Annotated in this window: 16 protein-coding genes; 5 read left to right on the forward strand and 11 right to left on the reverse strand. The window is 67.1% G+C overall.

Annotation, left to right across the window (positions count from 1 at the left end):
* Positions 1-2,520, forward strand: coding sequence for an efflux RND transporter permease subunit (locus NJQ44_RS14745; RefSeq protein ID WP_254272115.1), 2,520 nt, complete (start codon positions 1-3; stop codon positions 2,518-2,520).
* A 150-nt stretch (positions 2,521-2,670) separates the two neighbouring features.
* Positions 2,671-4,080: a dihydrolipoyl dehydrogenase family protein gene (locus NJQ44_RS14750; protein ID WP_254272116.1), complete on the forward strand. Its 1,410-nt coding sequence runs from the start codon at positions 2,671-2,673 to the stop codon at positions 4,078-4,080.
* Here the strand turns inward: NJQ44_RS14750 and NJQ44_RS14755 are convergent.
* The 11 genes from NJQ44_RS14755 to NJQ44_RS14805 all read right to left on the reverse strand — a co-directional run bounded on the left by NJQ44_RS14755 (position 4,077) and on the right by NJQ44_RS14805 (position 16,246).
* Positions 4,077-4,247: a hypothetical protein gene (locus NJQ44_RS14755; RefSeq protein WP_254272117.1), complete on the reverse strand. Its 171-nt coding sequence runs from the start codon at positions 4,245-4,247 to the stop codon at positions 4,077-4,079. The two genes, NJQ44_RS14750 and NJQ44_RS14755, sit on opposite strands and share 4 nt — an antisense overlap.
* A 59-nt stretch (positions 4,248-4,306) precedes the next feature.
* Positions 4,307-6,274 (reverse strand): ATP-binding protein, encoded by a 1,968-nt coding sequence (locus tag NJQ44_RS14760; RefSeq protein ID WP_254272118.1) that lies wholly within the window; start codon positions 6,272-6,274, stop codon positions 4,307-4,309.
* Positions 6,275-6,333: 59 nt separating this feature from the next.
* On the reverse strand, positions 6,334-7,062 hold the full coding sequence (locus NJQ44_RS14765) for a 5-formyltetrahydrofolate cyclo-ligase (RefSeq protein WP_254272119.1): 729 nt from the start codon (positions 7,060-7,062) through the stop codon (positions 6,334-6,336).
* Between the two features lie 38 nt (positions 7,063-7,100).
* On the reverse strand, positions 7,101-7,949 hold the full coding sequence (locus NJQ44_RS14770) for a DUF8054 domain-containing protein (RefSeq protein WP_254272120.1): 849 nt from the start codon (positions 7,947-7,949) through the stop codon (positions 7,101-7,103).
* Between the two features lie 53 nt (positions 7,950-8,002).
* Complete coding sequence (locus NJQ44_RS14775) at positions 8,003-8,545, reverse strand: DUF7974 family protein (RefSeq protein ID WP_254272121.1); 543 nt, start codon at positions 8,543-8,545, stop codon at positions 8,003-8,005.
* A 48-nt stretch (positions 8,546-8,593) separates the two neighbouring features.
* Complete coding sequence (locus NJQ44_RS14780) at positions 8,594-9,925, reverse strand: ABC transporter ATP-binding protein (protein WP_254272122.1); 1,332 nt, start codon at positions 9,923-9,925, stop codon at positions 8,594-8,596.
* Positions 9,915-10,979, reverse strand: a complete 1,065-nt coding sequence (locus NJQ44_RS14785; RefSeq protein ID WP_254272123.1) for an ABC transporter ATP-binding protein — start codon at positions 10,977-10,979, stop codon at positions 9,915-9,917. The genes NJQ44_RS14780 and NJQ44_RS14785 overlap by 11 nt, the downstream gene beginning before the upstream one ends.
* Entirely contained in the window at positions 10,976-12,016 is a 1,041-nt protein-coding gene (locus NJQ44_RS14790; RefSeq protein ID WP_254272124.1) for an ABC transporter permease, read from the reverse strand. The genes NJQ44_RS14785 and NJQ44_RS14790 overlap by 4 nt, the downstream gene beginning before the upstream one ends.
* Before the next feature lie 2 nt (positions 12,017-12,018).
* Complete coding sequence (locus NJQ44_RS14795; RefSeq protein ID WP_254272125.1) at positions 12,019-12,972, reverse strand: ABC transporter permease; 954 nt, start codon at positions 12,970-12,972, stop codon at positions 12,019-12,021.
* Between the two features lie 7 nt (positions 12,973-12,979).
* The gene (locus NJQ44_RS14800) at positions 12,980-14,905 is read right to left on the reverse strand and encodes an ABC transporter substrate-binding protein (RefSeq protein WP_254272126.1); all 1,926 of its coding nucleotides are present in this window, start codon (positions 14,903-14,905) and stop codon (positions 12,980-12,982) included.
* A 246-nt stretch (positions 14,906-15,151) separates the two neighbouring features.
* Complete coding sequence (locus NJQ44_RS14805) at positions 15,152-16,246, reverse strand: PGF-CTERM-anchored ABC transporter substrate-binding protein (protein ID WP_254272127.1); 1,095 nt, start codon at positions 16,244-16,246, stop codon at positions 15,152-15,154.
* 59 nt (positions 16,247-16,305) lie between these two features.
* On the opposite strand from NJQ44_RS14805, the gene btuC reads away from it, so the two are divergent.
* Genes btuC through NJQ44_RS14820 form a run of 3 tightly spaced genes read left to right on the forward strand, consistent with a single transcriptional unit; the run spans position 16,306 to position 21,084 of the window.
* Complete coding sequence (gene btuC, locus NJQ44_RS14810) at positions 16,306-17,376, forward strand: vitamin B12 ABC transporter permease BtuC (protein ID WP_254272128.1); 1,071 nt, start codon at positions 16,306-16,308, stop codon at positions 17,374-17,376.
* A 41-nt stretch (positions 17,377-17,417) separates the two neighbouring features.
* Positions 17,418-18,650, forward strand: coding sequence for an ATP-binding cassette domain-containing protein (locus tag NJQ44_RS14815; RefSeq protein WP_254274343.1), 1,233 nt, complete (start codon positions 17,418-17,420; stop codon positions 18,648-18,650).
* Between the two features lie 19 nt (positions 18,651-18,669).
* A complete protein-coding gene (locus tag NJQ44_RS14820) occupies positions 18,670-21,084 on the forward strand; it encodes a DEAD/DEAH box helicase (protein WP_254272129.1) in 2,415 nt (804 codons plus the stop codon).
* Position 21,085 lies beyond the last annotated feature (1 nt).

Here is a 21,085-nt window from a genome sequence, read left to right on the forward strand (position 1 = left end):
ATGGATTACCAGCGGTACATCGACTGGGCGGACGACCGCATCGTCGACGACTCCAGACGCGTCGTCCTGGCGTTCATCGTCGTGACGCTCGTCTTCAGCGCCGGTCTGGGGAACATCTCGACGAACGCGGGGACCTCCCAGTTCACCACCGACCTGCCCGCCGAAGAGGCGTTTTCGCAGGTCAACACGGAGTTCTCACCGGCGTTCTCGCCGGACACCGGGAACACCCAGTTGATACAGGAAGGGAACAACGTCCTCTCGAAGGACGCCCTGTTGCGGATGCTCCGCGCGCAGGAGCGACTGGAGGAACATCGGGACTTGCGCGTGACCGGCACGTCGAGCGCCGCGACCATCGTCGCCCAGCAACTCGACCCGTCGGCCCGGACCACCGAGGCGCAGATTCGGGCGATTGAGTCGGCCTCGAGCGGCGAAATCGACGCGGCCGTCCGCCGGGCCGCCGAGAACCCGCAGTTCGGCTCGCTCGTCAGTAGCGACTTCAACCGCGGGTCGGCCTCGGCGTCGGTCACGCTCGGCCTCGTCACGCACGAACTCCCGGCCGGTATCTCTTCGGGGTCCGGGCAGGGCGGGTCCAGTCCGCTGACGAGCATCCAGCGACAGGCCCAGTTCACGGTCCAGTCGGCCGGGCAGGGGACCATCACCGTCTTCGGGTCGGGCATCGTCGCCGCGGAGTTCTCGAACGTGGTCTTCGACTCGCTCATCCTGACCGTCCCGGCGGCGGTCATCTTCATCCTCATCTTCCTCTCTATCGCGTACCGTGACCTCGCGGACATGGCGCTCGGTCTCATCGCCCTGTTTATGGCTATCATCTGGACGTTCGGGTTCATGGGTCTCGCTGGTATCCCGTTCTCGCAGATGCTCATCGCGGTGCCACCGCTGTTGCTGGCGGTGGGCATCGACTTCGGTATCCACGCTATCAACCGCTATCGAGAGGAGCGCCAACACGGGACGAGCATCCACCGGTCGATGCGTATCACCACCGACCAGTTGCTCGTCGCCTTCTTCATCGTCACCGGGACGACGGTCATCGGATTCGCGGCGAATCTCACCAGTTCGCTCCCGCCGATTCAGGACTTCGGGTTCGTCGCCGCCGTCGGCATCACGTTCACGTTCTTCATCTTCGGCGTGTTCCTCCCGGCGGCGAAGGTGGAACTGGACACGCTCCGCCAGCGCTATCCGATTCCGACGTTCACGGAGAAACCCCTCGGCTCCGAGGACTCCGCGCTGGGCGGCGTCCTCCGCGGCGGCGTCGTCATCGCCGAACGCGCGCCGGTCGTCTTCCTGCTCGCGACGCTGGTGCTCACGGCGGGCGCGGGCGTCTACGCGACGGGCATCTCGACCTCCTTCTCGCAGGACGACTTCCTCCCGCCGGAGGACAACCCCGACTGGATTGAGTCGCTCCCGGAACCGTTCGCCCCCAGCGAGTACACCGTCACCGAGCGGACGAACTTCTTAGAGGAGAAGTTCGACTCGACCCAGAGCGGGCGGGCGACGATATACGTACAAGGGCCGATGCGACAGGATTCGGCGTTAGAGCAGATTTACCGGGCCGGTGACGACCCGCCGGATTCGTTCGTCCGCGAGGACGGCCGCGCGTCGTCGACCTCTATCGTGACGGTTATCCAGGACCGCGCGGCCCGCGACCCCGAGTTCCGCCGCCTCGTCGAGCGCAACGACGCCAACGACAACGGCGTCCCCGACGACAACCTCGAAGAGGTCTACGAGTACCTCCTGTCGTCGTCATCGCGCGACCGGGCGCTGAACTACATCACAGAGGACTACCGGAGCACGCGCGTCGTCTACACCGTCGAGGCCGGTGCGAGCGACTCCGAGGTGGCCGAAGACGCGCGGACGGTCGCCGAGGACTTCCGCTACGACGCGGTGGCGACCGGGTCCATCGTCGTCTTCCAGGCCGTCTCGGACGTGATTCTCGAGTCCGCCGTCCAGTCGCTAGCCATCGCGCTGGCTGGAGCGTCGGTGTTTCTCGTGTTCATCTACTACGTCCTCGAGGGCAGGCCGTCGCTGGGTATCGCGAACGTCATCCCCGTCGTCGTCACCGTCGCGCTGTTGGCGGGGACGATGCGGCTACTCCGGATTCCGTTCAACGCCATCACGGCGACGATGCTCGCCATCACCATCGGCCTGGGCGTGGACTACTCCGTTCACGTCACCCACCGCTTCGCCGACGAGATACACGACTACGACCTCGTGACGGCGCTGGACCGGACGGTTCGCGGGACCGGCGGTGCGTTGCTCGGCAGCATGCTCACCACCGTCTTCGGCATCGGTGTGCTGGCGCTCGCCGTCTTCCCGGCCATCGGCCAGTTCGGCATCCTGACGGCGCTGTCCATCGCCTACGCGTTCCTCACGTCGCTGTTGGTCCTCCCGTCCGTGCTGGTCATCTGGGACGGCCTGACGAACTACGACCAACCGCTCCGACGGCTGTTCCACATCAGCGGGCCGGAGCGGATTCAGGCCAGCAAGACGAAGAGCGACGACTGAGACGGACTGTCGGAACTGTTTTTCGGGTCGACCGCACGCGCCCGTGCGGTCGGTCCGGTATCGGCGCCTACCAGTTCGTCTGTGGCGCGGTCGTGTCCCCACCGGGCACGCCACTGAAGCCTTTATCCGACGCCACCGCCATCCTCCCGTATGACCCACGTCGTCATCATCGGCGCGTACGGGAGCGCTGGCGCGGCCGTCGCTGGCGAACTCGTCGACGAGGACGGTATCGAACTCACGCTCATCGACAACGGCGACCCCGGCGGTGGCCTCTGTATCCTCGAGGGTTGCATGCCCTCGAAGGAAGTTCTCTCCGCGGGCGCCCATCGCTTTCAGGTCCGGCACGACCACCGCCTGACCGGCGGCGTCCCGGACATCGACCTCGACGCGGTCGTCGAGACGAAGAACGAGCGAACCCGCGGGTGGGCGGGCCACCGGCGGGACTCGATCCACTCGATGGCCGAACGCGAGGGCGTGGAGTTCGTCCACGACACGGCGACGTTCGTCGACGAGCACACCGTCCGGGCGGGTGGCGAGGAGTACGAGGCCGACTACGTCGTCATCGCCACCGGGTCGTCGGTGAACGTCCCCGACACGCCGGGTATCGACGACGTGGACTTCATGACGAGCGAGGACGTGCTCCACGCGACGGAGTTCCCGGACTCGGGTATCGTCATGGGCCTCGGGTACATCGGGATGGAGATGGTCCCGTATCTCGCCGAGGCCGGGGGGATGGAACTCACCGTCGTCGAACACGACGACCGCCCCATCGACGAGGCCGACCCCGCGTTCGGCGACGAGGCCCGGCGCATCTACGAGGACAACTGGGACATCGACATTCCGACCAACTGCCACGAGCGGAAACTCGAACGCACCGAGGACGGCGGCGTCCGCCTCCACGTCGAGTTCGAGGACGGCGAGACGGATACCTACGAGGCCGACCAACTGTTCCTCTTCACCGGCCGTCGACCCACCGTCGAGGGTCTCGGCCTCGAAAACACGTCCATTTCGGCCGAGGGCGAGTGGGTCCGCGAGACGATGCAGACCGCGGACGCCGACCACGTCTACGCCGTCGGCGACGTGAACGAGAAAGAGCCGATTCTCCACGTCGCGAAAGAGCAGGGCTTCACCGCCGCCGAGAACATCCTCCGACAGGAGGCCGGAGCGGACCCGCAGGCGTACGAGAACGTCCACCATCACGTCATCTTCTCGGGACTGGGCATCTACCCATTCGCCCGCGTCGGCCACAACGAACAGACCGCCCGCGAAGCGGGCTACGACGTGGTCACGGCGACCCGACAGGCCAGCGACGACGGCGTGTTCAAGTCCAAAGACGTGCCCGAGGGACTGGCGAAACTCGTCGTCGACGCCGCCGACGGCACGGTGCTGGGATGGCAGGGCCTGCACTACCACGCCGACAGTTTCGCGAAGACGATGCAGATAGTCGTCGAGTTGGGACTCGACGTGCGTGACCTGCCCGACCGGGCGTACCACCCGACGCTCCCCGAGAACTTAGACGGCCTCATCCGAGACTGCGTCGCCGACCTCGACGACGCTTAGGCCGACGGATAGCTCTCTAACTCGACGAACTCCACACTGCCGCAGGCCGCGCACTTCTCGGGTGCGCTGTAGGTGTGGTCCGGCGGTTCACCGTGGACGGTACCCGCGACTATCGTGTGGCAGTTCTCGCAGACGTACTCCGTCGGCCGTTCGGGTTGATGCGCCATATCGTGTAGTTCTATTTACACTTCCATAAGCGTATGCCCGCGATTTGCGTCGAACGGCGTCACTCGGTCCGGAGACCGCTCACTTCGAAGCGCGCGCCGCCCGCTTCGCCGTCGGTGACACTGATGGTGCCGCCGTGAGCCTCGACGATTTCGCGGACGATTCGGAGACCGAACCCCGTCCCGTCCTCGCGGGTGGTGTACCCGCTCTCGAACACCCGCTCTCGGTCGGTCTCCGGGATACCGGGACCGTCGTCGCTGACGTAGAACCCGTCGCGGTTCGGCAGAACGCCGACGGAGACCGTGACGTGTGGCCGGTCGCCGCCCGACACGTCGTCGCCAGTCTGGGGCTGACTGTTCGTGGACCCGTGGTCCACAGCGTTCCGAAACAGGTTCTCGAACAGTTGTTGGAGGCGGCTGGCGTCGCCGACGACGGTCAGGTCGTCTGCCGGGCCCTCGAGCGTCGCGTTCTCGCACTCGACGGCCTTCCAGCCGTCGGTGACGAGTCGCCGCAACTCGGTCGGCGTCGCGTCGTCGACCCGGTCCCCAGACCGGGCCAGCGTCAGCACGTCGTCGATGAGTTCGTCCATCCGATTGAGCGCGCGTTCGACCGCGGCGAGATGTTCGGGGTCGCCGTCGTAGCTCTCGCCGACGATTTCGAGACGACCGGCCGCGACGGTCAGGGGATTCCGCAGGTCGTGTGAGACGTGACTGGCGAAGTCCTCCAGTCGGTTGCGTTCGCGGGTGAGTTGGAGTTCGCGGCGCTCGCGTTCCAGTTCGTAGCTAATCCAGTTGCCCATCAACTCGACCAGCGTCACCTCCCAGTTGGCGAACGCCTCTCCCTTGGGTTCGCGGTCGTAGAAACAGAAGGTGCCGTACACCTCGTCGTCGACGACGATTGGCATCCCGAGGTAACAGGAGATGCCAAAGTCGACGTTGCCAACGCGGTCGGTCAGGTCCGGGGCGTCCGACGAGATGTCGGCGAGGACCAGCGTCTCCTCCTCGACGATTGCCCGCTCGCAGTTGGTCGACTGGAGGGCGACCACGTCGCCGGGTTCGACGCTCTCCGTGGGGGAGATGACGGCCTCGAAGACGTAGTCGTCGTCATCCACGCGCGAGAAGGCGGCCGACTCCGTTCCCAGCGCCGCCGACCCGAGTTCCAGTAGCCGGTCGACTTTCTCCTCGAACGGCGTCCCTTTCTCCGCGATGACGCGGTACATGTCGGTGAGTATCTGTTCTCGCTCGGCCAGCGACTGCTCGTGTTCCCGTCGTTCGGTGACATCTCGGAAGTACACCGAAAGGCCGGTCGGCGACGGATAGGCTCTGACATCGAACCACGTCTCTAGCGGTTCGTAGAAGGCTTCGAACGACGCTGGCTCTTGCTGGTCCATGGCTCGGTGGTACGCGTCGTAGAACTCCGTGCCGACGGCCTCGGGGACGACCTCCCAGATGGACGTGCCGACGAAGTCGTCGGTGGCGTCGGCGTCGACCGACGCCTCGCCGATTACCTCACGGCCCCGGTCGTTGAGGTAGGTGAATCGCCAGTCTTCGTCGAGCGCGAAGAACGCGTCGGTCATCCGCCCGAGAATGGCCTCTCGTCTGGTACGTTCGGTCAGGATGGTCCCGACGCGGTCGGCCAGCGCCGTGACCTGGTCGTCGAGCGGTCGCTTCTTGAGGTAGCCCGTGATACCGGCGTCGATAGCGGCGCTCGCGATAGCCTCCGTCCCGTCGGCAGTGAACAGCACTACCGGGAGGTCTCGGTCCGTCTCGCGCACCGCGTCGAGGATATCGAGCCCCGTTCCGTCGGGTAGCGTGTACTCCGTGACGACGCAGTGAATCCGCTCGCTCCGGAGCGTCGATAGCGCGTCCTCGACGCTCCGGACCGTCCTCACGTCGACGGAGTCCGCGATGCTCTCCAGCGCGTCTCGTGCCGCCACGGCGTCCGGGCTGTCGTCGACGTACAGAAGCGTACGGGCCCCGTAGCCGCCCGCCCGCTCGTCGAGGTCAACCGTGGCTAGGGGCTTAGTCACAATCCCTCGTAGGGGATGTTGTGTTAAATGAGTAGGGGAACAAGAAATATATATGATATTTATTCGGGCGAGCGAGCGGCGAGGACGGGAATCTCCTCGATTCGCTCCGGCGGCAACGCGCCCCAGTCGACGCCGGTGGGGCGAGCGTACGGCGTCTCCGTCTCGACAGTGCGCTCGGGCGTCATGACGTAGTCCATCGGCACGTCGTGGGCGTCGACCGGGACCTCGGTGTCGACGACGCCGTCCGGCCCACCGACGACTTGCAGTTCGTGGACCGTCGTGAGTATCGGGGTCTCCTCGTCGACGAGGCCCAGTTCCGACAGCACGGCGTACTCCAAGTCGCTGTACCCCTCGCCTTTCCCGATGCGCGCGCCGTCCTCGGTAACGGCGACGGACCCGGAGACGACGAGGTCCACCTCGCCGACGGTTTCGGGACCGACCTGCCGAGCGTGGTCGGCGACGTTCGAGACGGCGGGCGCGGCCTCGATGTCGTCGAGTCGCGCCGGGTCGAGTTCGTAGAAACACTTCTCGTCGCGCAGGCGCGGGACGGCCATGTAGACGGTCTTGCCAGCGCGGAGGGCCGCCCGGCGAAGCGGGAGTTGCGGCGAGTCGGGGTTGGCCTTCACCGTCTCCGCGGCCGTCCAGACCGCCGTCTCGGTCACTCGCTCGGCGGCCGCGTCGGCCCCCGCGAAGTTCGGAATCCGGTCGTGTGGCGGGAACGGAAACCGGGCGACGCCGTCGGCCTCCAGCGCGTCCCACACCCGGTCGCGAATCGCCTGCTTGTCCATACCGACGGGAGGGGCCACGCCGGGAAAAACGGTCGCGGTTAGCTGACGAGGCGACCGGCGTGCGTCGTCGGGTCGAGTTCGGCCAGTCGCTCCCCGCAGTCGTCACACGCCACCGCGAGGACTTCGTGGACGCCACAGCAGGAGGTCTGGACCTCGTTAGCACGTCGGACCCCGCCGCCGCAGGCGGGACAGGTCGGGTAGTGCGAGCGCACCGTCTCCAGCATGTTCACCCGCTGTTCGAGGGGGACGGCGGCCCAATCGTCGGTCTGCGCCGTGAGCGTCTCGTGGGCGGCCACGTCGACGCGAAGTGCGCTCCACGACGGCCACTCGCGGATTCGGTTGCCGACTCTCACAGACGGGTGTTCGTCACCGTCGACGGTCACCTCGCTCGGGTCGGCGTCGAAGGCGTCCGCGAGGGGGGCACGGAGCGTCTCGACTTCCGCCGTCTCCGCCAACCGCTCGGCGACGGCGGCAACGAACTCCTCGGTGAGTTCGCGGCCTTCGTCGCGGTCAGCCGTGACGCCCGCCTCGGCGAGGAAGTCGTCGGCGTCGACGGCGTTCTCGCGGTGGTACGCCACCTTTTGTAGCGTCTCGAAGTCGTCGGGTTCGGTCGGCGGCGACGGTTTGCCGAACGCGCGCAGGACCCGCTCGGGGAGATAGGTCCGTGTCAGTGCTGGCGTTCCGGGGACGAGATATCCGCGGAGGGCGATGGCCGCCAGCGAGAGGAGCGCGACAGCGAGCGCGAGTTCCACCGCGACTAACGCCGCGAGGCCGCTCAGAACGGCGGCGATAGCGACGTTGACGGCCGTACACGGCCAACAGCGGTTCTCCCCGGTGTGCTCGGCGTTCCGCATCCGTCCGAGCGGCGACGGCCCGTCGGTAGGCATTGCTCCCTCTACCGTCTCGACGGGCAAAAGCGTGCGCCGTCGGTCGTCCCCGCTCACTCGGGTTCGATGCGGACCGTCGTCTCGGCGGCCAGTCCCTTCTCGGCGGCGTCTTCGACGTCCAGCGCCGCACCGATGGTGTACTCGCCCGGGTCCGCGGGTTCCCACTCCGTGTCGGTCACTTTGAACAGGCCCGGCCAGCGCCGGAGGAACTGCTTGCGCTCGCCCCGGTCGAACGTGAACACGCGCTCTTCGTCCGGGAGGTCGTCGGGCACTCGGGACCCCTCGGGCGCGCCGTCGACGGTCCACGTCCACAGGCGCGGGGTGGCCGTCCGGACGCTGATGGGGATGGGGAACGTGTTCCGCAGGGTGACGCGAATCGGCACGTCCGTCCCCTCGGGGAACGCCGTCTCCGGCGTCTCGACGGTGACCCGTATCGCTCGGTGGGCCAGCCACGACGGGACGAGCAACCGACTCAGCGCCGCCCCGGGGACAGACCGCATCGCCGCTGGCTTCGCGTCCTCGGAGCCGCGCTCACGCGGTGCGAACGCGTCGTCGTCGTCCCGTCTGAGCGCCTGTGACTCGTAGATTCGACGCATCGGTAGTCGGTGATTCTCGGTGACGAGGTGGGGAAAAGGTTGGGGTGGTCAGTCGTCCGCGACGGCGTCAGCACCGCCGGTCTCCCGCGGGTCGTCGGCGTACTCGGGGTCCTGGAGATGACAGGCGATGCGGTGGCTGTCGCCCGTCTCGACGGCTCGCGGTTCGTCCGTCTCACAGGGCGAGACGAACGCCTCCGAGAGCGCCGCGGACGCCCCGTCTACGTCGCCGCCGTGGAGCCGGTCGATGGCCGAGGAGAGGGCGTCTTCGGCGGCGGCGTCGGAGAGGCGGTCGGGGAGGTCGAACTCCGCGCGGACGAGGTCACCGAGCATGGCCCGGTCCACCGCTTCGGCGTCGGTCTCGCCGTCGTCGGTGACGGCGGTCAGCGACTCGACGCTCTCGGCCGTCGCGGCCCGCAGTTTCAGGTCCATCACCGACCGCCATACCGACTGGGGCAGGTCGTACGCGTCGGGTTGGATGACCTTCGGACACCGCGTGTGGAACCGACAGCCACTGGGCGGGTTCAGCGGTGACGGGACCGTCCCGGGGAGGAATATCTGGTCGCCCTCCCACAGCGGGTCCGGTTCCGGGACCGCCGACAGCAGCGCCTCGGTGTAAGGGTGGTACGGCGGTTCGAACACCTCTTCGGTCGTCCCGACTTCGGCGAACTCGCCGAGGTACATCACGCCGATGCGGTCGGAGATGTGCTCGACCACAGAGAGGTCGTGCGCGATGAAGATGTACGAGAGGCCGTACTCGTCCTGCAGGTCCTCCAGCAGATTCAGAATCTGGGCCTGCACGGACACGTCCAGCGCCGAGACGGGTTCGTCACAGACGATGACCTCCGGGTCGACGGCGAGTGCGCGGGCGATGCCGATGCGCTGGCGCTGGCCGCCCGAGAACTCGTGGGGGTAGCGGTGGGTGTGACTGGAGTTCAACCCCACCGTCTCCAAGAGGTCGTAGATGCGCTGTTCGCGCTCGTCACCCTCGGCGAGGCCGTGGATGTCCAGCGGTTCGCCGACGATGTCGCCGACGGTCAGCCGCGGATTCAGGCTGGCGAAGGGGTCTTGGAAGATGTACTGGAGGTCCTTGCGCAGGTCCCGCAGTTCGCCCGAGTCCATCGCCGTGAGGTCGCGGCCGCGGTAGGTGACGGCCCCGCCGGTCGGTTCGATGAGACGCAGGAGCGTCCGGCCGAGCGTCGTCTTGCCGCACCCGCTCTCGCCGACGACGCCCAGCGTCTCGCCCTCACGGAGTTCGAGGTCGACGCCGTCGACGGCCTTCACCTGCTGGGAGCGCCCCAGCAGGTTGTCGATGACGCCGCTGCTGGAGTCGTAGTACTTCTTCAAGCCCTCGACTTTCAGGATGGGGTCCTCACTGGGCATCGTGGGTCTCCTCCCGGACGGGGTTCTCGCCCTCGACGACGACTTCGAAGTCCAGTTCGCCCTCCAAGTCGCCGGTGTATTCGAGGCAGGCGGCGGCCCGGTCGTCGGCGGCCGTCGCCGTCGTTCCCGTCTCGGGGTCGACCAGCGCCGGTTGCGTCCGGGCGCAGGATTCCTCGGCGTACGGACACCGGGGGTGGAACGCACACCCCGGCGGCACGTCGACGAGGTCCGGCATCGTCCCCGGAATCGTCTGGAGGCGGTCGCGCTTGTCGCCGATGCGCGGAATCGAACTCATCAGGCCGACGGTGTAGGGGTGTTTCGGGTCGTAGTAGAGGTCCTCGACCGGCGCTTTCTCGACCGGTCGCCCGGCGTACATCACCATCACGCGCTCGCAAATCTTCGCCACGACGCCTAAGTCGTGGGTGATGAGTTGAATCGCCGTGTCGAACTCCTCGGCTAAGTCCTCTATCTGGTCGAGAATCTTCGCCTCGGTGGTCACGTCCAGCGCCGTCGTCGGTTCGTCGGCGATGAGCAGGTCCGGGTCACACGAGAGGGCCATCGCGATGACCGCCCGCTGTTGCATCCCGCCGGAGAACTCGTGCGGATAGTCGTCGTATCGGCTCTCGGCGTCGGGGATGCCGACGCGGTCCAGCAGGTGGATGCTCCGCTCGCGGGCCGCCTCGTCCCCGTAGTCTAAGTGGTGGCGAATCGCCTCGGAAATCTGCTCGCCGACGGTGTAGACCGGATTGAGCGCGGTCTGGGCGTCCTGGAATATCATAGCGATTTCGTTGCCCCGGACCGAGCGAATCTCCTCCTCGCTCATCGCCAGGAGGTCCTCGCCCTTGAACAGAATCTCGCCGCTCTCGATGCGGCCGGGACTCTCGATGAGTCGCATCAGCGAGAGGGCGGTGACCGACTTCCCGGCCCCGCTCTCGCCGACGACGCCGAACGTCTCGCCGCTCTCGATGCGGTAGGAGAGGTCGTCGACGGCCGTGACGACCCCGTCCTCGGTGTAGAAGTTCACCGTGAGGTCGTTCACTTCCAGTAAGGTCATCCGCCGCCTCCCTGGCCGACGTTGCCGACCTCTTGGGCGTCCAGCGCGTCGTTGACGCCGTCGCCGATCATGTTCATCGCCATGACGAACAGGAAGATGGCGCCGCCGGGGAAGACGGTGGCCCACCACGGAATCGACCCGCCGGGACCCTGAATCAGCGTCTCGCGGGTCTGGTCTAGCATCGTCCCCCACTCGGCGGTCCCCGGTTCGAAGCCCAGACCGAGGAAGCCCAGCGCGGCGACGCCGATGACGACGGTGCCGATAGACAGCGACGCCTGCACGATGAGCGGCGCCATGGCGTTGGGCACGATGTGGCGGAAGATGACCGACCGGTCGCGCGCGCCCAGCGCCTGTGCCGCCAGCACGTACTCGTTTTCCTTCACGGAGAGAATCTCCCCGCGGATGAGACGAGCGTAGCCCGCCCATCCGGGGACCGAGAAGGCGACGACCAGCGGCCAGTAGCCCCCGCCCAGTAGGGCGACGATGACCAGCGCCAGCACCAGTCCGGGGAAAGCGAAGATGACGTCGACCAGTCGCATCAGCGCCTCGTCGACCCACCCGCCGTAGTAGCCCGCGACGGCCCCGTAGGCGAGGCCGAAGGTGGCGGTGATGCCGACGACGACGAAGCCGATAGAGATGCTGAGACGGCCGCCGACCAGCACCCGCGAGAACAGGTCCCGGCCGGAGGCGTCGGTGCCCATCGGGTGGGCCAGCGTCGGCGGGTCGTAGCGCCCGACCGTCGACCCCGGTTCGAGGTACAGAATCGTTCCGGGGTCGTACGGTGCGATGGAGAACGGTTGGACGGTGACGCCCGCTATCGTCACCGGGCGGGCGAACAGCGACAGCAGCGCCATGATGGCGACGACGTAGACGCCGAGCATCGCCACTCGGTTGTGTCGGAAGCGTCGGAGCGCCCGCCGCCATCGGCTCTGTGTCCCGCCCGTCGTCGCCGCAGACCAATCCGAGAGGGCGTCTCGTTCCGTCACGCGGTCAGTGTCGAATCCGGTCACCCGGATACGGCCTCGTTCTGTAGACATTGTCAATCGTATCTAATCCGTGGGTCCAGTACTGCATAGAGGATGTCCGCCACCAGATTCGCGAGGATGATGGCGACGCCGATGAACAGCGTAATCCCCAAGATGAGGTCTATCTCGCGGTTGCTGACCGCGCTGATGAGCGCGCGACCGAGTCCCGGCCACCCGAACACCTGTTCGACGACGACGGACCCCGAGACGATGCTCGCGGTCAGGAACGCCGCCACCGTCGTCACCGAGATGAGGGAGTTGCGCAGGACGTGTTTCAGCACGACCGTTCGCTCGGGCAAGCCCTTCGCGCGGGCGGCGGTGACGTACTCCTTGTTCATCTCCTCGGCCATCGACGAGCGCATGATGCGCATCAGCGTCGACGCCGACGCGGTGCCGATGGTGATGCCCGGTAAGAGGAGATACCACAGCATCTCCGGGGCGTACAGCGGTGACCGCGGGGCGAGCACCGGCCAGAGGTTCAGCGTCAGTGCCCCGACGAGGATGAGCATCAGCCCCAACCAGAAGTTCGGGATGGAGATGCCCGACAGCGCGAGGAACCGGCTGACGTGGTCGCCGAGTTCGTCCTTCCGGACGGCGGCGTAGATACCCGTCGGGACGGCGATGACGACGGCGAACACCCACCCGAAGATGCCCAGTGCGACCGTCTCGGGGAGGCGCTCCGCGATGACGGTGCTGACGGCGCGGTCGGTGGCGATGACGCGCCCGAAGTCGCCCTGTAAGACGCCGACGAGCCAATCGAGGTACTGCCGCCAGATGGGGTCGTTCAACCCGTACCGCCCGCGGAGACGCGCCTCCTCGGCCGGGGAGATGTCCGGGTTCAGCGCCACCACCACGTCGACGGGGTCGCCCGGCGTGATGTGGACGAGCGCGAACGTGATGACCGAGACACCGAACAGTATCGGGAAGATGAGCAGGACGCGTTTCGCGATGAATCGTCGGAGGCTCATAGTGAGCCTACCGGTCCAGGTAGGTTATCTGTTCGTCCGTCGGGTTGTACAGCGCGTAGCCGACGATGTCCTGCGTGCTCGGGTACGTGTTGAACCCTTTCACCTCGTTGTTGACGACGCCGACCAGCGTGCTGTGAGTGCCGTAGGAGTTGCCGTTCAACTCCAGAATCATCTCCCAGATATCCTCGTAGCGTTCCTGTCGGAGTTGCGTGTCCTCGGCGACGTCGACGCCGTAGCGGGCCTGTCGCATCGCCTCGTTGAGGTCCGGGAAGTCGATGTTCTGGAAGTTACAACACTGGGCGAAGTTCTCGGGGCTGTGGACGGACTTCGCGTAGCCGTGGGGGTTGAAGCCGCCGGAGAGACCGATGAAGGCCAGTTTGCCCTGGTCCCAGTAGTCCTCCGAGAGGAGTTGGCTGACGAAGGTCAGGAACTCCTTCGTGTTGACGGTCACGTCGAAGTACTGGGTCCCGTTGATCTCTTGGCTCATCGACTCGGCGATGAGTTCGACGGTCCGGACCCGGTCGTCGTTGTCGGAGTTCGTCTCTAAGGTGACCTCGACGGGGAACTCGATGTCGTCTTCGCTCGCGGCCTCCTCGGCGAGTTCGGCCGCGGCCTCCGGTTCGTATTCGTTGTAGCTCCGGAGTTCCTCGACCATCGCCTCGTAGTCGGTCGACCCCGTGGACGCCCCGATGGGCGGCAAGGGGACCCACGCGGGACTCTCCCAGCCCTGGAAGATGTTGTCGGAGATGCTCTGTCGGGGGATGAGTTTGTTCACCGCGCGGCGGAGACTGGCGTTGGTCCACGGTTCGACGCGGACCGGGTACTGCATGAACGTGTAGCCAGCGCCGTCGGTCGGCGCGGTCCGGTAGTCTTCGGACTGCTGGTAGTTCGTCAGCGTGCTCGCGGTCAGGCCGAACGTCATGTCGATTTCGCCGTTCTGGAGCGCTCCGGCACGCTGGGAGTCCGAGGAGATGATGGAGATGTCGACTTCGTCGACGACCGGGCCGTTCGGGAACTCCGAGGGGCCGTCGAACCAGTCTTTCATCTCGGTGTCGAACCAGTAGTTCTCGTTCTTCGCGAAGATGACGTACTCCTCGTTCTGGAACTCGTCGAGCGTGAACATCCCGGTTCCCAGCGGGGTGTTGCCCTGCCGTGGGTCCATCTCGCCCAGCGGGACGTTCTCGGTAATCTCGGAGGGGTACACCGGAAGACCGCCGAGTTCGCGGACGGCGGAGGCGTCCGGTTCCTGCGCGTAGAGGTCGACAGTGTAGTCGCCGTCGGCGGAGATGGACAGGAGCGAGTCGAACACCTGCCCCGAGAGCGTGGAGTTCTCGATACGGCCGTAGGAGGCCACGACGTTGTCGGCGGTCATCTCCTCGCCGTCGTGGAACTCGACGCCCTCGTGCAGTTCGAACTGGTAGTGCATCCCGTAGGTGCCGTCGGCGACGGCGTCGCCCGCCTCGTCGACCGTGAGGACTTGGGCCTCGTCACCCGCGGAGGGACTGTCGGGGTTGTCGGGACTCTCGATGACGATTTGCTTCTCGGTGTCGATGTAGACGGTGCCGTCCTCGGTTTCGGCGTAGGGCACCGTCGTCATGTAGTCCGTGTAGTCGCCCGCAGAAACGTCCTGTACGTCGACCTGTTCGTAGGATTCGGCCAGCCACGGGAACAGTTCGCCGGCGGCGTTGGTGGTAATCATCCCGTCGAACAGGAGGTTGTGGAGGATGGAGGCCGTCGCAGAGGAACTCTCGGGGAAGTCGAAGGTGTCGGGGTTCGCGCCGATGGCGGTCCGGAACGTCCCGCCCTCTTGGATGTCGGCCGGGTCGACGGTGACGCGGTCTTGGACGGGGTCGACGGAGCCACCGCCACCGCCGTTGCTCAGGCCGGAACAGCCAGCAATCGAGGCGACGCCGAGGCCCCCAACTGCCTGCATGAGTTTTCGTCGTGAGAGCGCGTCGTGGAGGCGGGAACTTTTGTCAGTCATCTTAAATCACAAACGGTCTACCGTGACAGTTAGCACCCTAAACAAAAAATTTTGCGCAAATTTACATTGTTACGACAGCTGTTTTACCCAAACAATTTGGAATTGTATTTACAGTACACTCGAAGCAGCATCTCCTGTAAAGAAAAACAACTGCCGAGTAAACGCGGCTTATCCGGAGGACTCGGATAGCCTCCGTTAGCGCCGCCGAACGAGCGCTGTCGCGGTGAGGACGGCCAGCAACGCGGTGAGAACGGTGAATCCGGGACCGCTCCCGGTCGTCGTCGCTGTTTCAGTCGGCGTCGCCGAGTGGGAAGCTACCGTCGGGGCTGCCGTTCTGGTTTCCGTCTCGCTACTGACGGCCGACCGCGGGACGTACGCCGCCTCGTCGTACCGCTCGGGGTAGAGCTGACGAGTCGCGTTGTGGACGGTGTTGACGACGCTACGGGGGGCCGGCTGGTTCAGGTCGCGCACGCGAAGCCGAATCGTCGCGTTCGTCTCGCCCGCGGTGGTGCTGGCGTACGGTTCCTCGTTCACGATACCGACCGTCCGCTCGGTGACGACCAGCACCTCGGGTTTCAGTTGGAGCAACACCTCATTGTTCAGTTGCGGGTAGCCGCTGTGGTTCCGGGCGGCGACGTTGTCCGCGCCGGAGATGGTGAGAAGCGCGTCTATGAACGTCCCGTTCGCGGCGACGTAGCCGCTTCCGAGGGGATAGACGACCGTCGGGCGGTCTTCGACGTCAGCGGTGACGTTCTGCACGGCGTCGACGTTCTGGGTCATCCACGCGTTGGCCTCGGCCGCGCCCTCGCAGTTGCCGGTGATGCGGCCGACGGTCGTCGTCTTCTCGCGGATGTCGTCGACTGTCGTCGCGGCCGGGAGGTGATAGACCGTCAGGCCCGCCTGTCGTAGCGCTGCCACGTCACCGGCGCTGGAGTTCGGCGCGATAACGAGGTCCGGTTCCGTTTCGAGAACTTTCTCGACGTTGACGCCGAACCCGGCGGAGACGTTGGTCCGGCTATCGGCCCCGTCGAGGTAGGAGGCGTACTGGGTCAGGCCGACCACCTGCTCGCGGCCGCCGATTTCCCACATCGTCTGAGCGGCCGACGGGTTGGTCGTCGTCACCCGGTCGGGGCGCTCCGTGATGGTTACCTCGGTTCCCGTGGCGTCTGTCACCGTCATCGGGAACGAACAGTCCGACTGCGTCGACTGCGCGCTCGCGGCGGCCGGAGTCGCACCGACTACCGAAAGACAGAGCGCGAGGCCGACCACCAGCGTGGCGTATCGTCGCATCGTGTGTGGCGGCGAGCGGGAACAATAAATATTTACCTAATGCAAGTGACGTTGCAGTCGTGCAACAGTCGGGCCGAACGCTCACGTGGTCGCTGGCGCTCGCGGCGCTCCTCTGTGCCGTCGTCACCGTCAGCGCCGGTATCGGCCCGGTGTGGATTCCGCCCGGCGCGGTCGGGAAAGTGCTACTCAACGCCGTCGCCGTTCCGACGGCCGTCGACCTCTCGGGGACGACACTCGGCGTGACGACGCTGTCGCCCTTCGGATTCGCCGTCGACGACCTCCAGCGCCAAATCGTCCTCCGAGTTCGCCTCCCGCGCATCTTGCTGGGAGCGGTCGTCGGGTTCTCGCTCGCGGCCGCCGGGACGATTATGCAGGGCATCTTTCGGAACCCGATGGCCGACCCCTCGATTATCGGCGTCTCCTCGGGCGCCGCCGTCGGCGCGGTGGCGTTCATCGTCGCGCCGGTGGCGCTTCCCTTCGGCCTCGGTCTGCGCGCCGCGGCCTTCTCGGGGGCGCTACTGGCGGCGTTCGGCGTCTACCTCATCGCGACGCAGAACGGCCAGACCCCCGTCGCGACGCTCCTGTTGGCGGGCGTGGCCGTCCAGACGTTTCTCGGCGCCGTGGTCTCCTTTCTCCTGCTCCACAGCGGCGAGAGCATCCGCCGGGCGCTGTTCTGGCTGATGGGCCACCTCAAGGGCGCGTCGTGGCCCGAGGTGTGGTCGAGTCTCCTCCTCGTCCTCGTCCCCTTCGCCGTCCTCATGGTGTACGCGCGGGACCTGAACGTCCTCTTGCTCGGCGAGGAGGACGCCCAGAGCCTCGGCATCGACGTGGAGCGGACCAAGCGAATCTTACTGGCGTTCGCCTCGCTGACGACGGCGGCGGGCGTCGCCGTCGCCGGTATCATCGGCTTCGTCGGCCTCATCGTCCCCCACGTCATGCGACTCGTGGTCGGCCCGGACCACCGCATCCTCCTGCCGACGGCGGCGCTGGCCGGTGCGTCGTTCCTCGTCGTCACGGACACGTTCGCTCGCTCGGGCACGGCCGAGATACCGGTCGGTATCGTCACCGCCGCGCTCGGCGCGCCCTTTTTCCTGTATCTCCTCCGAAATCGGGAGGTGCACGAACTGTGACGGGGGACGATGCGGGCGGTCACGCTGGCGACCCGATTCCGATGCTCGAAGCCGACGGCGTCGGCGTCTCGCTCGGGGGACAACAGATTCTCTCGGACGTGGACATCACCGCCGAGTGCGGGTCGTTCGTCGGCCTCGTCGGCCCCAACGGCGCGGGGAAGACGACGGCCCTGCGGACGCTCAGGGCGACGCTCTCGCCCGACAGCGGGACGGTGCGGGTCGCCGGTGAGTCCATCGACGGACTCTCCGCGAAAGAAGTCAGCAGGTGCGCCGCCAGCACCCCGCAGGCCACGACGCTCTCTTTCGGCTTCACCGTCGAACAGACCGTCGAGATGGGTCGGACCCCGCATCTGGGCCGGTTCGACCGCGCGGACGAGACCGACCGGGAGGCCGTGCAGGCCGCCATGGAACGCGCGGAAGTCGCGCGGTTCGCCGACCGGGACGTGACCTCGCTGTCCGGCGGGGAGCGCCAACGGGTGCTGTTGGCCCGGGCGCTCGCACAGGAGACGCCGGTCCTCCTACTGGACGAACCGACCGCGAATCTGGACATCAACCACGCGGTCCGGACGTTGGAACTCGTCGCCGAACTCGTCGACGAGGGGAAGACGGCCGTCGCGGCTATCCACGACCTGAACCTCGCCGCGCGGTACTGCGACGAACTCGTCTTGCTGGCCGACGGCACGGTGCGGGCGGCGGGCGACCCAACGGACGTGCTCACCTCCGAGACGCTCGGCGACGCCTTCGACGCCGAGACGCTCGTGACCCGGCAACCGGGAACCCACGCGCCGCTGGTGACGCCGCTCTCGGACCGCGAGCCACGGGACCAGACGGTTCACGTCGTCGGCACGGGCACGCAGGCCGCGGCCGCCGTCGCCCGCCTCGTGGCTGCCGGGCTATCGGTGACCGTCGGCGTCGTTCCCGCGGGCGACGCCGCCGCCGAACGCGCGACCGAACTCGACTGTCAGTCGGTCACCGTCCCCCCGTTCGCTGGCGTCGACGCGAACGCGCGCGAGCGAGCGTGCGAAATGGTCCGCGACGCCGACGCGGTGGTCCTCGCGGGCGACGCGGGCGACGCCAACGAGTCCGTCGTCGCTGCCGCCGACCGACTCGTCGTCGTCGAGGGCGAGGGCGTCCCCGCGATTCAGTCCGGCCGAACGACCGTCGCGACCGTCGACTCGCTCCCCGAGGCCGTCGCCGACCTGCCGCCGGGGGCCGGTCCCGACCGCGCTCCCGGGCGTGCGACCGTCTCGCACGAACAGCAAGACCGATACTGACCCGCTCCCTAGCCCGCCCGTGGACGACACTATCGCGTGGCTGCGGGACCGTCCGTACTACGAGGGCCAAATCGTCGACGAGCGCACCGTCCCCGGACGGGGGGCGACGCTGGCCGACTGCGACCTCGATACTCGGCTTGCGGGCGTCCTCGCCGACGAAGGCATCACGGACCTCTACGCCCACCAGGTCGCCGCCATAGACGCCGTGCGCGACGGCGAGAACGTCGTCCTCGCGACGGAGACGGCCAGCGGCAAGAGTCTCGCCTACACCGTCCCGGCCTTCGAGCGGGCGCTGGACCGCCGAGCGACGACCCTGTACGTCGCCCCGCAGGTCGCGCTCATCAACGACCAGACGGAGACGCTCTCGGAGTTGGCACAGGGACTCGGATTCGCCTCCGGCGTCTCGGTGGCCCAGTACACCGGCCGCCAGTCCAACTCCGAGAAGGAGGCCATCCGGGAGCGCCAGCCCACGGTCCTGTTGACGACGCCGGACATGCTCCACTACGGCATCCTGCCACACGCCCACCGCCTGTGGGACTGGTTCTTCCAACGGCTCGAAACCGTCGTCGTCGACGAAGTCCACGGGTATCGGGGCGTGTTCGGGAGCCACGTCTCGCTCGTGTTTCGCCGCCTCCAGCGCATCGCCGAGCGGTTCGACAGCGACCCCGAGTGGGTCTGCTGTTCGGCGACAATCGGGAACCCGGTCGACCACGCGGCGACGGTCACCGGCCACCCCGAGTCGTCGTACGCGCTCGTCGACGCGGACGCGAGCGCCAGCGGCCCGCGACACTGGCTGCTGTGGAATCCGCCCGAGTACGACGGTGTCTCCGCGAGCACCGCGAGCGGAGGCTCGTCGGACTCGTCCGACGGTGGGGATGGGTGGGGGAGCGGCCGGCGGAAGTCCAGTCACGTCGAGACGAAACGGCTGTTCGTCGACCTCGTGGCACGGGGCCTCCAGACCGTCGTGTTCGCCGGGTCCCGACAGACCGCCGAGCGCTACGCCAGCGACAGCGCCGACGAGTTACGGGACCGCGGCCACCACGACCTCGCCGACGGCGTGGGCGCGTATCAGGCGGCGCTCACCGACGAGAAGCGCCGCGACCTCGAAACCCGGTTGCAGTCGGGCGACCTGCGCGGCGTCTGGTCGACCAGCGCGCTGGAACTCGGCGTCGACGTGGGCGGACTGGACGCCGTCGTCTTGGACGGCTACCCCGGCACGCGGATGCGCGCGTTCCAGCAGGCGGGCCGCGCGGGGCGCGGGACCGACCCGGCGCTGGTCGTCCTCGTCGGCGGCGAGGACCAACTCGACCAGTACGTCCTCCGCAATCCCGAGACGCTGTTCGAGAAGGCCGCCGAGCAGGCGGTGACGAACCCCGAGAACGAGCAGTTGCTCCCGAACCACGTCCTCGCCGCCGCCAGCGAGAACTGGCTCTCGCCAGGAGACGACCGGCACTTCGGCGAGACGTTCCCCGACGTGGTGGCGGGCCTCGAATCCGCGGGGAAGTTGGAGCGCCGGTCGACCGAGGAGGGGGTCCGGTGGCTCTCGAACGGCCGCCCGCACCACGACATGAGCCTCCGCACCGTCGACGACCGCGAGGTGAAACTGGTGGCGAAGGGCGACGTTATCGCCAGACTCCCCTTCGAGGACGCCCTGCGGGACGCCCATCCGGGCGCGATATACCACCACCAGGGCCGTCGCTACGAGGTGACGGACCTCGACCTGTCGACGGGCGTCGCCGAACTCGACCGCACGTGGGCGAACTACTACACGCGCGTCCGCCACGACAAGACCATCACCGTCGAGACGGACTTGGCCGAGCGACCCTTGCCGACCCGCGAGGACGTGCCAGTCCGCTTCGCCTCGGTGACGATGCGCAAGCAGATTACGGGCTACGAGCGCCGCGACGGTTCTTCCGGGGACGTACTGGGGCGGCGGCCGCTGGACCTCCCGGAGACGACCCTGGAGACGAAGGCGCTGTACTACACCGTCCCGTCGGACCTCGAAAGCGAGATTCGCGGCGGGGCCGCCGAGACGGCCGACGACGGGCGGGCCGTCGAGACTGACGGGAGCGGCGACCCCGGGGACTTCCCCGGCGCGATCCACGCCGCCGAGCACGCGATGATTTCGATGTTCCCCTTCGAGTACCTCTGTGACCGGGGCGACATCGGCGGCCTCTCCACGCCGTTACACCCCCACACCGGCGAACCGACCATCTTCATCTACGACGGCTATCCGGGCGGCATCGGCCTGACGCGGGCGGCCTACCGCGAGGTGGGGCCGCTGATGGAGACGACGCTGTCGATGCTGCGCTCCTGTGACTGCGCCGACGGCTGTCCGGCCTGCGTGCAGTCGCCCCACTGTGGCAACGCCAACGACCCGCTCGACAAGCACGGAGCCATCCATCTGCTCGATGGCCTCCTCGCCAGCGAGTGAG

The organism is Haloarcula marina (assembly GCF_024218775.1).
Lineage (GTDB): Archaea > Halobacteriota > Halobacteria > Halobacteriales > Haloarculaceae > Haloarcula > Haloarcula marina.

Excerpts from the sequence above, each read along its gene's own strand:
- NJQ44_RS14745 (WP_254272115.1), top strand. The coding sequence starts at position 1 with ATGGATTACCAGCGGTACATCGACTGGGCGGACGACCGCATCGTCGAC.
- NJQ44_RS14750 (WP_254272116.1), top strand. The coding sequence starts at position 2,671 with ATGACCCACGTCGTCATCATCGGCGCGTACGGGAGCGCTGGCGCGGCC.
- NJQ44_RS14755 (WP_254272117.1), bottom strand. The coding sequence starts at position 4,247 with ATGGCGCATCAACCCGAACGGCCGACGGAGTACGTCTGCGAGAACTGC.
- NJQ44_RS14765 (WP_254272119.1), bottom strand. The coding sequence starts at position 7,062 with ATGGACAAGCAGGCGATTCGCGACCGGGTGTGGGACGCGCTGGAGGCC.
- NJQ44_RS14770 (WP_254272120.1), bottom strand. The coding sequence starts at position 7,949 with ATGCCTACCGACGGGCCGTCGCCGCTCGGACGGATGCGGAACGCCGAG.
- NJQ44_RS14775 (WP_254272121.1), bottom strand. The coding sequence starts at position 8,545 with ATGCGTCGAATCTACGAGTCACAGGCGCTCAGACGGGACGACGACGAC.
- NJQ44_RS14780 (WP_254272122.1), bottom strand. The coding sequence starts at position 9,925 with ATGCCCAGTGAGGACCCCATCCTGAAAGTCGAGGGCTTGAAGAAGTAC.
- NJQ44_RS14785 (WP_254272123.1), bottom strand. The coding sequence starts at position 10,979 with ATGACCTTACTGGAAGTGAACGACCTCACGGTGAACTTCTACACCGAG.
- NJQ44_RS14790 (WP_254272124.1), bottom strand. The coding sequence starts at position 12,016 with ATGTCTACAGAACGAGGCCGTATCCGGGTGACCGGATTCGACACTGAC.
- NJQ44_RS14795 (WP_254272125.1), bottom strand. The coding sequence starts at position 12,972 with ATGAGCCTCCGACGATTCATCGCGAAACGCGTCCTGCTCATCTTCCCG.
- NJQ44_RS14800 (WP_254272126.1), bottom strand. The coding sequence starts at position 14,905 with ATGCAGGCAGTTGGGGGCCTCGGCGTCGCCTCGATTGCTGGCTGTTCC.
- NJQ44_RS14805 (WP_254272127.1), bottom strand. The coding sequence starts at position 16,246 with ATGCGACGATACGCCACGCTGGTGGTCGGCCTCGCGCTCTGTCTTTCG.
- NJQ44_RS14815 (WP_254274343.1), top strand. The coding sequence starts at position 17,418 with ATGCTCGAAGCCGACGGCGTCGGCGTCTCGCTCGGGGGACAACAGATT.